The organism is Actinomadura sp. DC4, from assembly GCF_030406325.1.
Lineage (GTDB): Bacteria > Actinomycetota > Actinomycetes > Streptosporangiales > Streptosporangiaceae > Actinoallomurus.
The window spans coordinates 129,663-144,281 of the sequence record NZ_JAUEQY010000025.1 but is presented as its reverse complement, the minus strand read 5'-3'; the positions used below and the strand labels follow the sequence as shown (position 1 = coordinate 144,281).

At 67.3% G+C, this 14,619-nt stretch carries 13 protein-coding genes and 1 tRNA gene; 6 read left to right on the top strand and 8 right to left on the bottom strand.

Features of this window, described 5'->3' with window-relative positions; all coding sequences use genetic code 11:
• Window positions 1–34: 34 nt before the first annotated feature.
• Together QWU11_RS33950 and QWU11_RS33945 are read left to right on the top strand one after the other, a co-directional pair.
• Window positions 35–397: a TIGR02611 family protein gene (locus QWU11_RS33950; RefSeq protein ID WP_290118586.1), complete on the top strand. Its 363-nt coding sequence runs from the start codon at window positions 35–37 to the stop codon at window positions 395–397.
• Between the two features lie 75 nt (window positions 398–472).
• A tRNA-Val gene (locus tag QWU11_RS33945) sits at window positions 473–544 on the top strand.
• 226 nt (window positions 545–770) lie between these two features.
• Here QWU11_RS33945 and QWU11_RS33940 read toward each other — a convergent pair.
• Window positions 771–1,634 (bottom strand): pyridoxal-phosphate dependent enzyme, encoded by an 864-nt coding sequence (locus QWU11_RS33940; RefSeq protein WP_290118585.1) that lies wholly within the window; start codon window positions 1,632–1,634, stop codon window positions 771–773.
• A 145-nt stretch (window positions 1,635–1,779) separates the two neighbouring features.
• Window positions 1,780–2,718 (bottom strand): DMT family transporter, encoded by a 939-nt coding sequence (locus QWU11_RS33935; protein ID WP_290118584.1) that lies wholly within the window; start codon window positions 2,716–2,718, stop codon window positions 1,780–1,782.
• Window positions 2,719–2,800: 82 nt separating this feature from the next.
• Here QWU11_RS33935 and QWU11_RS33930 point away from each other — a divergent pair, with 82 nt between their 5' ends.
• The 3 genes from QWU11_RS33930 (at window position 2,801) to QWU11_RS33920 (ending at window position 5,965) form a co-directional block, all read left to right on the top strand.
• Window positions 2,801–3,706: a LysR family transcriptional regulator gene (locus tag QWU11_RS33930; RefSeq protein ID WP_290118583.1), complete on the top strand. Its 906-nt coding sequence runs from the start codon at window positions 2,801–2,803 to the stop codon at window positions 3,704–3,706.
• A gap of 265 nt (window positions 3,707–3,971) precedes the next feature.
• The gene (locus QWU11_RS33925) at window positions 3,972–5,663 is read left to right on the top strand and encodes an AIPR family protein (RefSeq protein ID WP_290118582.1); all 1,692 of its coding nucleotides are present in this window, start codon (window positions 3,972–3,974) and stop codon (window positions 5,661–5,663) included.
• A gap of 65 nt (window positions 5,664–5,728) precedes the next feature.
• Window positions 5,729–5,965, top strand: a complete 237-nt coding sequence (locus QWU11_RS33920) for a hypothetical protein (RefSeq protein WP_290118581.1) — start codon at window positions 5,729–5,731, stop codon at window positions 5,963–5,965.
• A 17-nt stretch (window positions 5,966–5,982) separates the two neighbouring features.
• On the opposite strand, the gene QWU11_RS33915 is transcribed toward QWU11_RS33920, so the two are convergent.
• Window positions 5,983–10,047 (bottom strand): discoidin domain-containing protein, encoded by a 4,065-nt coding sequence (locus tag QWU11_RS33915; RefSeq protein WP_290118580.1) that lies wholly within the window; start codon window positions 10,045–10,047, stop codon window positions 5,983–5,985.
• A 303-nt stretch (window positions 10,048–10,350) separates the two neighbouring features.
• Here QWU11_RS33915 and QWU11_RS33910 point away from each other — a divergent pair, with 303 nt between their 5' ends.
• Window positions 10,351–11,505 carry an aldose epimerase family protein gene (locus QWU11_RS33910; RefSeq protein WP_290118579.1) on the top strand — a complete coding sequence of 385 codons (1,155 nt, stop codon included), beginning with the start codon at window positions 10,351–10,353 and terminating at the stop codon, window positions 11,503–11,505.
• 20 nt (window positions 11,506–11,525) lie between these two features.
• On the opposite strand, the gene QWU11_RS33905 is transcribed toward QWU11_RS33910, so the two are convergent.
• The 5 genes from QWU11_RS33905 to QWU11_RS33885 form a co-directional block, all read right to left on the bottom strand.
• On the bottom strand, window positions 11,526–12,245 hold the full coding sequence (locus tag QWU11_RS33905; protein ID WP_290118578.1) for a hypothetical protein: 720 nt from the start codon (window positions 12,243–12,245) through the stop codon (window positions 11,526–11,528).
• Window positions 12,246–12,364: 119 nt separating this feature from the next.
• The gene (locus QWU11_RS33900) at window positions 12,365–12,499 is read right to left on the bottom strand and encodes a hypothetical protein (protein ID WP_290118577.1); all 135 of its coding nucleotides are present in this window, start codon (window positions 12,497–12,499) and stop codon (window positions 12,365–12,367) included.
• A gap of 85 nt (window positions 12,500–12,584) precedes the next feature.
• The gene (locus tag QWU11_RS33895) at window positions 12,585–13,238 is read right to left on the bottom strand and encodes a hypothetical protein (RefSeq protein ID WP_290118576.1); all 654 of its coding nucleotides are present in this window, start codon (window positions 13,236–13,238) and stop codon (window positions 12,585–12,587) included.
• Between the two features lie 45 nt (window positions 13,239–13,283).
• A complete protein-coding gene (locus QWU11_RS33890) occupies window positions 13,284–13,835 on the bottom strand; it encodes a hypothetical protein (RefSeq protein ID WP_290118614.1) in 552 nt (183 codons plus the stop codon).
• Window positions 13,751–14,524, bottom strand: a complete 774-nt coding sequence (locus QWU11_RS33885) for a hypothetical protein (protein ID WP_290118615.1) — start codon at window positions 14,522–14,524, stop codon at window positions 13,751–13,753. The genes QWU11_RS33890 and QWU11_RS33885 overlap by 85 nt, the downstream gene beginning before the upstream one ends.
• Window positions 14,525–14,619 lie beyond the last annotated feature (95 nt).

Genomic DNA, 14,619 nt, shown 5'->3' with positions numbered 1-14,619 from the left:
CCTGCATGGAAGCGGGGCGGGCTAAGGTCGATGCGTGTCTGAGTACCTGACGAGGTGGCGTGAGCGCGTCCGGCGCAACGCATTGTTGAACAACGCATGGCGCATCGCTGTGTTCACGGTGGGTATGGCCGTGCTGTTGGCAGGCGTGGCGATGCTGGTGCTGCCGGGACCGGGCTGGGCCGCGATCTTCGTAGGCTTCGCGATCCTGGCCACGGAGTTCGCGTGGGCGAAGGCGGCGCTGCTGTGGGCCAAGGACAAGGCGGCGAAGGCCAAGGACAAGGCCCTTGATCCGGAGGCTCGCCGCCGGAACACACTGATCGCGGTGATCGCAGGGTTGGTGATCGCGGCGGGGGTGATCGCGTACCTGGCGGTGTTCGGGCTGAGCCTGCCGTTCTGAGGCCCGAGCCGCTTCGGGCGAGCGAAGCGGGGCCGAGATGCGCTAATCTGTGCTGGCGACGGGGCAACCTGTCAAGGGCGATTAGCTCAGTGGGAGAGCGCTTCGTTCACACCGAAGAGGTCACTGGTTCGAACCCAGTATCGCCCACGTGTTGGCCCGGGGGGGCGACCCCCCGGAACCCCCTCGATGTGAGGGGCTCCGCCCCCCACAGCCCCCCACGGGCTGAGGTCGGCGGATGGCTTGAAGTCGTTTCGATGGCGTTGTTCGTACACCGGCTGGTTCGAGCGGTGGCGGGCGGCGCCATTGTCGTTTCAGCGGTGGCGTTGTCCAGGTGGGCGGCGCGCAGGTAGGGGCTGCGGCGCACGTTCGAACTCTAGGTGTCCGCGACACCGGTGATGAGCGCGACGACGACCGAGCCGGCGGGAAACCGGCCCCTTTCAACAAGGTCGAAGATTCCGCACATCATCTTCGCGCCGTAAATCCGATCGAGCCGCAGGCCATGCTTGCCGGCGAAATCGTCGATGAACTCGGTGAGTTCGGGCTTCTGCTTCGCGTAGCCGCCGAAGTGATGGCCGAGCTCGATCCGCCAGGGTCCGCGTTCCTCACCGTAGGCCTGCTCCTGCAACTCCCGTACGTCATCGTTGAGGAAACCCCCTCCCTTGAGCACCGAGAAGCCGATCGCCTCCTGGCCGGCCTGGAGCCCTGCGGCGACACCGGCCAGGGTCCCGCCCGTGCCGACCGGGCAGCAGATCGCGTCGAACCGCTCGGTGATCTCCTGCGGGATCTCGGCGCAGCCTCGCACCGCGAGGGCGTTGCTCCCTCCCTCGGGCAGCAGGTAGAACTCGCCGAACTCGTCGCGAAGCCGTCGTACGACGGTGGGCTCATGCTTGTGCCGGTAGGCGCTGCGGTCGAGATACGTCAGGGTCATGCCGTGGTCGACGGCATAGGTGAGCACGGGATTCAGTGGGTCGTGCGGTTCACCGCGGATGACGCCGATCGTCGCGAACCCGAAGTAGTGGCCGGCGGCGGCGGTCGCCCGGATGTGGTTGGAAAAAGTGCCCCCGAAGGTCAGGAGCGTCTTGTGGCCATCGCGCCGGGCGGCTTCGAGGTTGTACTTGAGCTTGCGCCACTTGTTTCCGGGGACGTCGGGGTCGATCAGGTCATCCCGCTTCAGCAGAAGCCGTACCGAACGATCGGTGAGCCGAGGGTCCGTCAGTTCCTCGACCGGTGAAGGCAAGAGGAAAGAGGCACTTCTCTCACGCCCGGTCGCCGCCATTCCCCGACCGTATCGATCACCTGCTCCTGCGGACCGCGCCGTCGCTGCCGCCCGGGTGAAGGAACGCTTCTGCTACGGCGGCGCGTGTGTGCACCGCGCGTGTGTTTCATCGGGTCCTGCCCGCGTCGACCAGATCTCCCGCTTCGGCCGATCGGTCTCCCGCCGGGGTCGCGCGGTGGGTGCGTTCGATGGCCTGACCCCAGTAGGTTCCGGCGACCATGAGCACCGCGCCGGCGGTGGCCCAGGCGGTCAGGTGTTCGCCGCCGACGATGGTTCCGACGGCGACGGCCCAGATCGGTTCGGTGCCCAGGAGGAGGCTGGCCCGGCTGGCGGAGGTGCCCTGCACGGCCCAGGTCTGGGCGAGGAAGGCGAACACGCTGCAGAACAGGGCCAGGTAGAGCAGCTGCGTCCAGGTGGTGGCGCTGCTACGGGCCAGGTCGGGCAGATGAGGGGCGGCGGGCGTCAGGAACAAGGCCGAGCCGACCATCGTCTGGGCGGTCGTCAGGTTCACCGGGTCCAGCGGACGGCGAGCCGTGAGCCGGCCGACGAGGGCGACGTGGCCCGCCCGGACCACCGCGGCGGCGAGTACCAGAGCGTCTCCCAGCCTCGGCGTGTGCAGGCCGGTGCTGGAGGTGAGCAGTCCGACGGCCAGGACGCAGAGGCCCGCGGGCAGGAAGAACCGTGCCGGCAGGCCGCCGGAGCCTCCCGTACGGTCCAGGAGCGGCGTCAGCACGATGGTCAGGCTGATGATCAACCCGGCGTTGGCGGCGCTGGTGTGCGCCACCCCGAAGGTCTCCAGGACGAGCACGGCCGCCTGCGTAAGGCCCAGCAGGGACCCGACGGTGATCTCCGAGCGGGTCCAGCGGTGTGTCCGGCGACGGAAGACGGCGAAGGCGCCGCAGGCGAGCGCGGAGATCGCGTACCGGGCGAACAGCACCGTCATGACCGGGAGTGCGGCGGTGGCGGTCTTGGCCGACAGGTAGCTGGAACCCCAGACGAGGGCGACCAGGAGGAGTACCGCATCGGTGCGGCGTGCGGCGGGCATGCCCCAACGCTGCACCAGCCAGGATGGTGAAGGCTACGACCAGGTTCTTCAACGACGCTGTAGCCGCCCTACACTGACGAAGATGGACGAACGGCAGCTACGGATCCTGCGCGAGCTGGGGGAGCTGGGCAGCGTGAGCGCCGTCGCCGAGGCGCTGCACGTGACGCCTTCCGCGATCTCCCAGCAGCTGCGGCTGCTGCAGCGTTCGATCCCCGTACCCCTCACCGAGCGCTCTGGGCGCCGGGTGGTGCTGACCGACGCCGGGCGGGCCCTGGCCGCGGCGGCCATCGAGGTGGAGGTCGCCCTGGCGCGGGCGCGGCACACCGTCACCGACTTCGCGGAGCGACCCGACGGCAGTGTGTCGGTGTCGGCGTTCCACAGTGCGGCCTCAGCCTTCTTCCCCTTCCTGCTGCGCGGCCTCACCGGACCGGACCGTCCGCGCCTGGTGCTCGCCGACGAGGACGTCGCCCAGGATCGCTTCCCCGCGCTCACCCGTGACTACGATCTCGTGCTCGCCCACCGCCTCGACCACGGTCCGCCCTGGCCGCGTACGGTGACCGCCACCGTGTTACTGCGCGAACCTCTCGACGTAGCGCTGCCGGTCGGCCATACGCTCGCCTCCCAACCGGTCCTCTCGCCTCGCGACGTGGCGGGACATCCCTGGATCACGGTCCACGACGGCTTCCCGCTGATGGCCACCATCGACGCCATCGCCGGCGCCGCCGACCGGCGGCCGGACATCGTCCACCGCATCAACGAGTTCGCGGTGGTCGCCGAGGCCGTCGCGGCCGGCGGCGGCCTGGCGCTGATGCCCCGCTGGACCGCCCGCGCGCACCCCGACGTGGTCCTCAGGCCGCTGAGCGGCGTCCACGCCCGGCGTCACATCGACGTTCTCCACCGGCCCGAGCGCACCGCGCGGAGGGCCGTCCGTACGGTCCTCGCCGAGCTGCACCGTGCCGCCGCGGCGATCCAGGACCGGGACGCCTGAGGAGCACGCGTCAGCAGTGACACCAGCCCGGTCGGCGACCCCGTGGACCTTGGCCGCGGCGCCGAGGCCGGTGCGAAGGTCGTCCCGCCGGAGCGCGGCGGGCGCCGTTTCTGTCTTGGCCATATCTGGGATTACAGCTCATCCTTTAACTCGGAATATGTAACGGTGAGCTTGTTTCGACGATAGCTGTTGCTAGTTGGTGGCAGGGGTTCAACCAAGGCGATGGGCGGCCTAGGCTGCTACGCAGCCGGCATTGGGGGCGCAAGTGAAGAAGCTGTGGGTGCGGCACATCAGGGAAGCCATCAAGACCGGGTTTTCGGACCATATAGATCTGCACGACTACGCCAACGCGAATGAGTCTGTCCGGGAGAAGGCATTCCTCAGTCGTGGACTGGCCGCTCTTGCCGTCCAGCGGTTTACCGGTCTCACGCCTAAGGACGCCGCCAGTACCGTCGTTGACGGCACCGGAGACAACGGAATAGACGCCATAGCAGTAGATGAAGACCAGCAGCTGGTCATTCTCGTTCAGTCGAAGTGGGACGGGTCGGGGAACGGGGGACTCGGGCTGGGGGACGCACGGAACTTCATTGCCGGATTCAGGGACCTTCTCAATCTAAAGTACGACCGTTTCACGGCTGCGCTTCGCCGGCAACAGGAGCAGATAACGGCGGCGCTCGATAATCCGGACATCCGATTCATGCTGATCGTGGCGATTACCGGCCAGACCGATCTCGCCAAGCCGGTACAAGATGCGTTCGACGATGAGCTCGCCGAGATAAACGAGACTCAGCCACTGGCGACTCTTGAGGTGCTCGGCCTCAATGAGTTTCATGCTTTGATAAGCGAAGGTCTCGACGGATCCCGAATCGATCTAGATGTAACTTTGGAGAATTGGGGAACGATCGGCGAGCCTTATGAAGCGTATTATGGAGTCGTGGCCGCGACTGACGTCTCCGACTGGTATGAGCGGCATGGCGACAGGTTGTTTTCGCAGAACATAAGGAAAGCGCTCGGGCGGACGTCGGTCAATGAAACTCTTGATGACACCCTGGTCGAGGATCCCGGACACTTCTGGTACTTCAACAACGGAATCACCGCACTCTGTGAGTCCATCAAGAAGACTGCGCGCGGGGCGACGTCTCGAACGTACGGCGCCTTCTCCCTCTCGGGTGTCAGTGTTGTGAACGGCGCTCAGACGGTTGCGGCCGTCCACAGGGCGGCCCATCGGAGTGCGGAGTCGGTGGGTGAGGCAAGGGTCTGGGTAAGGTTCATATCGCTTGAGGGATGCCCGCCTGACTTTGGGACGGCCGTTACGCGAGCGACTAACACGCAAAATACCGTTGAGGCTCGTGACTTCGTCGCCTTGGATCCCGAGCAGAACCGCTTGAGGACCGAACTGGTGCTTTCGTTGCGCAAAACGTACTCCATAAAGCGGGGTGAACAAACTCCCCGGCCGGAGGACGGCTGTACCGTTGTCGATGCGACCATTGCCCTTGCCTGCGCCAATCGGGAACCGCAGCTGGCGGTGCTCGCGAAAAGTAAAGTCGGAAGCCTGTGGGAGTCCATTGAGAAACCGCCTTATCGGCTCCTATTCAATTCAGGCATCGGAGCATACCGAGTATGGCGGTGCGTTCAGGTTATGCGGTCTGTAGATGCTGAACTCGTGAGGCTTCAGCGACATATGGACGGCCGTTCCAGGTCAATCGCTGCTCAAGGTAACCGCCTTGTCCTTCATCTCGTATTCCGCGGACTTGATCTACACCGAATCGATGACCCAGAGCTCGAATGGGCGGATGAGCTCACCAAAGTCGAAAAATTGACAGGCAGGGTCGTCGAGGCGCTGATCGATGAAGTGGAAGCCAGATACTCTACGAACTATGTGACGAGTCTCTTCAAAAACATAACCAAGTGTCGCGATCTGGCCGCTGGAGTCCGAGCCGCGCTCGAAGTTGAGTAGGAAACCTGCGGGCGGCATCGGCTCGGCGACGGCGAGACGTTTCGCCGGGGAAAGGCGGCGCCGTCGTGCACGCGGCCGTCGCATCCTTCGGCCGGATCGACATCCTGGCCACCATCGCCCAAGGCGCCATGGGCGAGATGCGCTACCTGGAGGCCCGGTCCAAGGACGCCCTGACCAGGAACGCCTCGCAGAAGTGGGCCAAGTGCGGCACCCCGCTGCTCGTCTTCCTCGCAGGCGAAAGCGTCGGCTACATCAACGGCCAGGTCATCGGCGTGGACGGCGGCAAGCGGCTCCTCGTCTGAGAAGGGACTCCGTCGATCTACCGGGTCATGGTGCGCGGGACGTTGTAGCCCTCCACCCGCAACGCCGGGCGGCCGGAGGAAAGGGCCTCGGCGGGCCAGGAGAGCGTGACGGTCTGGGACTCGCCGGGCAGCAGCCACACGTAGTTGTGGCTGTACAGCGTCGGCAGGACGCGCTCGCCGCTCTTGTCGTCCACCAGTGACAGCCGGACCATCGCCGCGACCGCCCGGCCATTGTTCCGGATCGTCGCGGTCAGCCCGTGCCGCGGGCCGGAGCGGGTGACCCGGCCCACGGAGGCCGCGACCTTGACCTGCGCGACCCCGTTCAGGGCCTTCATCGCGGCGGGCGTGCGGTAGCGCCAGTAGGTGTTCCGTGACAGCGGCCGGCCCGAGCCGTCCTCCAGGGTCAGCCGCAAAAGGTGGAGGTCAGGCAGGTCATCGGTCCAGGCGGCGGTGAAAGCGGGCGTCGTGGCCGAGGACCCGACGTCGACCTTCGCGGTCTGGGCGCTGCCGAGAGGCCGGCCGGACAGGCCGTACGCGCGGGCCCGCACCGTCGCGCCGTTCAGTGCGCGCGCGGTGTGGTTGACCGCGATGACCTGCCACTTCACCGGGTCGGCCTGGACGTGCAGGGGCTCGCAGGCCGTACGGGCCCCGTAGTAGGTGCCGTTGACGTCGAAGTCGTAGTCGTAGGTCTGCCACACCGTGCTGTGCCACGCGGGGTGCGACATCCACAGCATGAGGCCGCTGGCGTCGTTCCAGAGGTGGGCGTTCCACGCCTCGAACATGGCGCGCGTGTTCTCGTAGTTGACGAACTGTGCCTTGCGGGCGAAGTCGTCGAGTCCCGTCGCCGTGTCGAGGCGGGCTTCGATGGCGGCCTTGTAGTTCTGCGGAGCCTGGTTCCCGTGCTCGCTCCAGTCGTGGTGGAACCACGCGCCGCCGATCGGCCATTCCGGCTCGTCGCCGACCAAGTGGCGCATGCTCTCGGCGGTGGAGACGACGGGCATGCCGATCTCGGTGTGGAAGCCGAAACCGTTGCTTCCGTACGTCGACGGGTCGTAGTACTTCTCCGGCGAGACCCAGTTGTACGGGCCGCCGCCGGTGATGATGCCGCCGGCCGAGTTGTTCTGGTAGAGGATTCCGGGAGCCTGCGAGTGCACGGCGTCGCGCATGCCCTTGTCGATCGCGGCCGGCGGGTTGCCCTCGTTGGCGCCGCACCACACCACGACGCACGGGTGGCCGCGGTAGCGCAGCACGGTGTCCGCGGCCAGGTCGTTGTAGGTCCTGTGGTCCGGCGGGTCCATTCCCCAGGCGTTGGGGAAGTCGTTCCACACCAGGATGCCGTGTTCGTCGCAGGCGGCGAAGAACTCCTCGCGGTCGCTCGATCCGACCCAGTTGCGGATCATGGTGAAGTTCATGTCGCGGTGCATCCGGACGGCCGCGTCCATCCGGGCCGGGTCCATGCGGCGCAGCAGTTCGTCCCAGCCCCAGTTGCCGCCGCGGGCGAGGACGCGCGTTCCGTTGACGCTGATCTTCAGCGGCTCCGGAGCGTTGCTCACGGACTTCACGTCCGTCCACGTGTCACCGTCGTCGGACACCTGGATCACGTACGTCTTCGGGTACGCCTGCTCCCAGACGATCGTCACCCGGTCGAACCGGCGCGAGGCGCCCAGGTCCACCTGGATCCACTGGTCGTCCTTGTACTCCGAGGACCAGCGGGTGCCCGGGTCGCCGTCGGTGGCGTTCGCCGCGGGGTTGGATGAGTCCTCGGTCGAGGCCCTGACCGGTTTGCGCAGCGCGAGGTCGGTGCCCGGGTCGGCGCTGTCGACGACGGCCAGGGACCACAGCGAGTTGCCCCAGCTGGTGTTTCGCAGGCCGCACTGGATCCGTACGTGACGTGCGGTCCGCGCGGGGAAGTCCTCGGTCTGCAGGCTAGCGTCACCGCCGTTGAACGGCAGTGGCACCGCGGTGTTGTCGACGGACTTCGCGTCGGTCCAGGCCGAGCCGTCGGCCGACACCCGCACCACGTACGTCCGGGCGTACGCCTGCTCCCACACCAGGTCGACCTGGTCGAACGCCTGCACGGAGCCCAGGTCCACCTGGATCCACTGGTCGTCCTCGAACGCCGAGGACCAGCGGGTGCCCGGGTCGCCGTCGGTGGCGTTGCCGGGCCCGTGGTCGTCCTCGTCCACGCTGGAGGAGGTGGCCTCGGCGTGCAGGGCCAGGTCCGTGCCCGGCCGGGAGCCGTCGAAGACCGAGAGCGCCCACAGCGACGATCCCCACCCGGTGGCGCGCGTCAGGCACCTGATCCGTACGTACCGGGCGCTCTGCCGGCCGAGCGCGACGGACTGGGTGTAGGAGTCGTCGCCGCTGGTGAAGGGCAGCGGCACCGTGGACTCGTAGCCGAACTGACGGATGCCGAAGCGGGTGGTGCGCCGGTCGCTCTCCCTGCCCCCGGCCGAGGCGGTCGTCGTGAGGTCGTGCAGGTCGGGGCTGCCGAGGCCGTTCGGCCACCACAGCTTCGGGTCGCGCAGCCGCAGCCGGCCGAAGGCGCCGGGAGCGAAGACGACCTCGACGCTCTGGCCGGCCGGGACCGTGACGTCCTTGGCGACCCGTACCCCGTCGAAGGAGGCGGTGACGGTCGCCTTGTGGTCGGCGGAGTCGGCGTTGCGTACGGGGACCACGATGGTGAGTTCGGCGGCGGAGGTGTCGGGCAGTTTCGGCAGCAGGGTGTCGACCCGCGGGTCGCCGATCACGATGTGGCCGGTGGACCGCAGCCGTACGTGGTTCCAGATCCCGGAGACGCGGTCCCGTACGGCGGGCATCCAGTCCCAGCCGGACACGGCGAGGTACGTCGGCGAGTTGAGGTTCATCTGCTGGGCCCCGGCGTCCACCCAGGACTCCCCGGCGGGCCCCTTGTCTCCGGGGCTCCCGGGGACGGGCATCGGTGTGATCTTCACCGCCAGCGCCTGCTCCCCGGTGGCGAGCAGCGGCGTCACGTCGTAGGCCGAGCGGGCGAAGGGGTACGTCATGCCGCCGACGTGCCGTCCGTTGAGCCAGATGTCGGCCTGGTGGTTGACGCCGTCGAACTCCAGCCAGACGTGGCGTCCCGAGCCGGTGCGCAGGCCGCGTGGCAGCGCGAAGTCGCGCTTGTACCACCAGGAGTGGCGCGACAGGGCCTCGGGGATGCGCAGGTTGTTCAGGCCGGCGACCGGGTCGGGCAGGTGACCCTGCTCGACCAGCGAGGCGAGGACCGTGCCGGGTACGGTCGCGGGCAGCCACCGGCCGGTGTCCACCGAGGTACGGGACAGGTCCGCGCCCTCGCCGCCGGCCCAGTCATCCATGGTCAGCGTCCAGCCCGACTCCAGCGGAACGGTGCCGTCGGAGGCGACCTTCAGGCCGGGGGCGTGATGGTCGTGCGTGCCCCAGTCGGTCCAGCCGGTGGCGGACGGCCGGCGGCCCGCCGCGGTGCCGTACACCTCGAAGCCGTTGAGGCCCACGGGATTGGCGCTGGACCGTTCGCGGGCCGTCATCCGCACCCACCGGGCGGCGACCGGCCTGTCAAGGGCGATGTTCACGACGCCGCCGGTCCCGGAGGTCGTACGGTGGACGCTCGTCCACGAGCGGTTGTCCCGGGACGTCTCGACGGAGAAGTCGAGCGCGTAACTCGACAGGATCTCCTTGCCGGTGGTGCCGTCGGCGGGGTTGCCCGTGGCGGGCGGAACGAACACCGGGTCGCCGGCGGCGGCCTCGAACGTCAGCCGGACCGAGGTGACCTGGCAGTCCGCCTGCAGGTCGACCGAGATCCACTGCGGGTCACCGCCGGCGGCTCGCCATCCGGTGCCCCGCACCCCGGGCGTGGCGATCCCGTCCACCGCGAACGCGCCGGGCGTGGGCGCGTAGGCGGTCGAGGAGACCGCGACCGGACGGTACGCGGCGAGCTCCTGGGACGCCGGCGCGTTCGCGGGGCCGGCGGCCGAACTCGTCCCCGGCCGCAGCACGCCGAGACCGAAGCCGCCCAGAAGAGTCGAACCGGCGGTGAGGACGGTTCGCCGCGAGGGGTGACGCAGATTCGCCTGATTTGCCATGAATCCGACTTCCAGTGGGCGGCCCGGCGGGGCTGCGGATGACAACGTTGTCATAGGCTCCGCTCTGAGGCCGACTCCTGTCAAGATCTACGACAATGTCCGTTTCGGTGAGCGGGGCGACGCTCCCGGCGCGCCCCGCCGGCGGGGATCCCGCGGGCCGGCCGCCGCACCGATTTTCAAGGCTTTGCGGCGAATTCTTGACAGCTATTCCGCCGCAACTTACCTTCAGGGCGCGCATATCTCGGACATTGTTCGAAATGTCGAACAATGTGGCCTAATTGTGGTCGGAGAAAGGAACACTTCATGCTCATCCGCCCCATGAGGACCCGGCTCGTCGGCCTGGCCATGCTGGCCGGGTTGATGACCTCGTTCTCGGCGCCCGCCGTCGAGGCGGCGCCCAGACCCGACATCACCAAGGACCTGTTCGGCACGCTCTCCGACGGCACCCAGGTCTGGCGGTACACGCTGACCAGCGGTGTTCTCCGCGTACGGATCATCACGTACGGCGGGATCGTGCAGCGGCTCGACGCGCCCGACAAGCACGGTCACCAGGCGAACGTCGTCCTCGGATTCCCCGACCTCGCCGGCTATGTCGAGAAGAACAACCCCGGGCCGTACTTCGGCGCCTTAATCGGCCGGTACGCGAACCGCATCGCGAAGGGCACGTTCACACTCGACGGCAAGACGTACCACCTGCCGATCAACAACGACCCGAACAGCCTGCACGGCGGCACCAAGGGCTTCGACACCAAGGTCTGGAACGCCACCCCCGGCAGGACGAGTGACGAGGTCTCGCTGCGGCTCGACTACACCAGCCCCGACGGCGAGATGGGCTACCCCGGCACCCTCAAGGCGACCACGACGTACACCCTGCGGGGGAGCGCGCTGCGCGTCGACTACCAGGCCACCACCGACAAGGCCACCGTCGTCAACCTCACCAACCACAGCTACTGGAACCTGGGCGGCGAGGGCACGGGCGGCATCTACGGCAACCGCCTGCAGCTCAACGCGAGCCACTACACGCCCGTCGACTCCACGCTGATCCCGACCGGCCAGATCGCGCCGGTCGCCGGCACGCCGATGGACTTCCGGCGGCCGACCGCGGTCGGCGCGCGGATCCGGGACGATTTCCAGCAGCTCGCGTACGGCCAGGGCTATGACCACAACTGGGTGCTGGACGGCTCGGGCTTCCGCCTCGCCGCCCGCGTCAGCGACCCGGACAGCGGCCGGGTCCTCAGCATCTCCACCGACCAGCCGGGCATCCAGTTCTACTCCGGGAACTTCCTCGACGGGACGCTGTACGGGACGAGCGGCCACCAGTACCGCCAGGGCGACGGCCTGGCGCTGGAGACCCAGCACTTCCCCGACTCACCGAACCACCCCGCCTTCCCCTCCACCGTCCTCCGCCCCGGCCAGACCTACCGTACGGCCACGTCCTTCGCCTTCTCGGCCCACTGAGAGACGCGGTGGGGCCCGTCTCAGGAGACCGGCCCCGCCGCCTCGCCGGGCCGATCGGCCATCAGGAGAACGACGACGGTGGTGGACCTGGCGCAGGGGCGTTCGACGACGGCGCTCTGCCGTCCGTACTCGGTGGCGTGGCGATTCGTCGCCTTCGCGATCGCCGTCATCCTGTCCCAGGGAAAGAGCGCACACTTGATCGCGAGCGGTGAGCGGGCCCCGACCTTGCACCCCTTCAGGACGAAGGAGGCCGTCCCCGCCCTGCGGTAGCTGAGGTGGGCGAAGTCGATCTCGTCCCAGGTCCTGCGCTCGAGAGGATCGCCCGTCTCCTCGTCCGGTGCGTAGATGGCGGCGATCGTCAGGCCGATCTCCGGCGTCGTGAACAGGGACGCGCAGTAGAGGTCGGCCTCTCTTTGCTGGACTCTGCCCGGGGACTTGATGCGCCGATCGAGCAGTGTGACGTTGAGGCAGATCAACCCGAGCGCTCCGATCAGCGGAGAGCGGCCGCTCTCCGCTCGTGACATCAACCGGGCGCGGGTGTCTCTGCACGCCTCGAAGAAGGTCCGGTCGGGGTTGTCGGCCTCGTACTCGGTGATGTGGTCCAGTATCTGCCCGAGCACCTTCCGGGTCCCCTCGACGACCGTGCTCTCGGAAAGCCGCAGCAGCCTTCGCGTGTCGTCATCGGAGTTCCGGTCTCTCAGTTCCGCGGACAACAGAGCCGGGAATCCGTTCGGCGACATGCGGCTCCTCCTCCATCGACGGCCCTCGGCGCGTCAATGGGGGCAAGCGTTCTCGCGATTCGGCCCGTCCGGTACCGGGCCAGCATGGTGGAACGGCGCCGGACTCTGTGGCAGATCCGTCAGAGGTGGCCGACCAGCCGGTCGCGGTGGTGGTCGGAGTCGCCGGACAGGAGCTGGGAGCTCTTGGCCCGGCGGAAGTACAGGTGGGCCGGGCGCTCAGCATCTCGATCGACCAGCCGGGCGTCCAGTTCCACTCGGGCGACTTCCTCGACGGGACCGTCCTTCGCCTTCTCGGCCCACTGAGATACGCGGTGAGGGCCGGCCCCAGGGGACAGGCCCTCACCGCCCTCGTCGGAGCTCCGCCGGAGGTGGGTCGTGCGGCGAGAACAGCCGTGGGGGCCACGTCATCGGATCACTCGGATGACGGGACGAGACGGCGATGCGTTCACCGGTCGAGAAGGCACGCGCGATGCTTCCTCGAACCGCCGGTCCCGCGGCGGCGCACTTGGCGGCGTAGTGAACGCCGACAGTGATGATCACGAGCACGAACACGTACGCCCATCGGTCCTTCAGTGCGCCCACCTGAAGGCCGGTGGCGATTGTCGCGATTATGAAGGCGTACAGCAACATCGTCCACCACCACTGCTCGTAACCGCGTGCGAACTTTCGGTCGGCGTCGGGCACGGTGGACAGTCCGTCGCGGGCGGCGCTGAGGATGCGGTCCGCCAGGAAGTACGTGAGGCAGTTGCACGCGGCGACCGCGACGGCACCAGCCGCGCAGGTCCAGGGCCACATCCAGTACGTGGAACTGGAGACGGTGGATAACAGCGTGGTGGGAACCGCCACGACCGTCATCGACCGGATCAGCACCTCGGTGAACCGGGCCAGCTTCCCGGGTATGTTGCGCACGGTGAGCCGCGCGAGGACCGTCTGGTAGAACTTCGCCGCCACGAGGCCCTGCGAAAGGGCGATGACGTCGGCGTACAACTGCATCCCTTTGGGCAGGGACAGCGGCTGAAAGCTGACCAGGTCATCCGACTAGAAGAGCGCCGTCTTGGCGACGATCAGCCACCACGAGAACGACGACAGCGCGCTGAACAACAGCAGATATCGCTCGTACTCCGGCTTACGGCCCTCACCCCTGCGCCAGGTCCACCACTGTTTCAGCTGCGTCCGGAACTCTCGTGACGTCGGCGCGATCTGTGCCCACCGGTAGCCCCACAGAGACCTGCTCGTCACCGGCTCCCGGGAGACGAGCTCGAAGCAGAAGTCCAGGTGGGCTCTCAGCGACGAGTAGGAATGACGCTCGTTATCCGGCATCAGGAGCAGACGATTGTCCGCCGCCTCCTCGATGAGATCCTCCAGTGTGCGTCCGAGGATGGGGCTCGCCGTCCATACGGCCTCGGGAGTCCTGCCGTCCCTCGGCGGCTGGCCGGCGAGTATGTGCATAAGGATGACGCCGAGCGAGTAGACGTCCGCCATCGCGTGCAACCGGTGGCGATTCTTCACCTCGGGCGCGATGTACACCGCGTCGTCGTGTTCGGCGATGCCGACCTGCCGACTGTAGAGGTGATTGACGCCGAGGTCGATGAAGCTGAAGTATCCCTCCGCGTCGACGATGACATTTTGCGGCGACAGATCCAGGTGCTGCCTACGCGGATCGCCTCCGTCCAGAGGAGCATCGCCGTTATCTTGTTCCAGGGGAAGAGCACACATTTGATCGCAAGCGGTGAGCGGGCTCCGGCCTCGTTGTCGGGCTCGATTTTGTACCCCTTCAGGATGAAGGAGGTCGTACCCGCCTTGTGATAGCTCAGGTGGGCGAAGTCGATCTCATCCCAGGTCCTGTGCTCGATACGATTGCCCGTCTCCTCGTCCGGTGCGTATATGGTGGCGATCGCCAGGCCGACCTCCGGCGTCGTGAACAACGACGCGCAGTAGAGGTCGGCTTCTCTTTGTTCGACTTTGCTGGGGGACTTGAAGCGCCGATCGAGCAGCTTGACGTTGAGGCAGATCAACCCGAGCGCGCCGATCAGCGGAGAGCGGCCGCTCTCCGCTCGTGACATCAAACGGGCCCGGGCGTCGCTGCACGCTTCGAAGAAGGTCCGATCGGGATTTTCGAACTCGTACTCGGTGATGTGGTCCAGGACTTGCCTGAGCACCTCCCGGGTCCCCTCGACGACCGTACTCTCGGAACACGCCAGGAGCTCTTGCGTGTCGCCGTCGGAGTTTCGATCCCTCAATTCCGCCGACAACAAAGCCGAGAATCTGTCCGGCGACATGCGACCCCTCCTCCATCGACGGTCCTCAGCGCATCAATAGAGGCAAGGGTTCTCGTGATTCGGCTCGTCTGGTACCGGGCCAGCTTGGTGGAGCG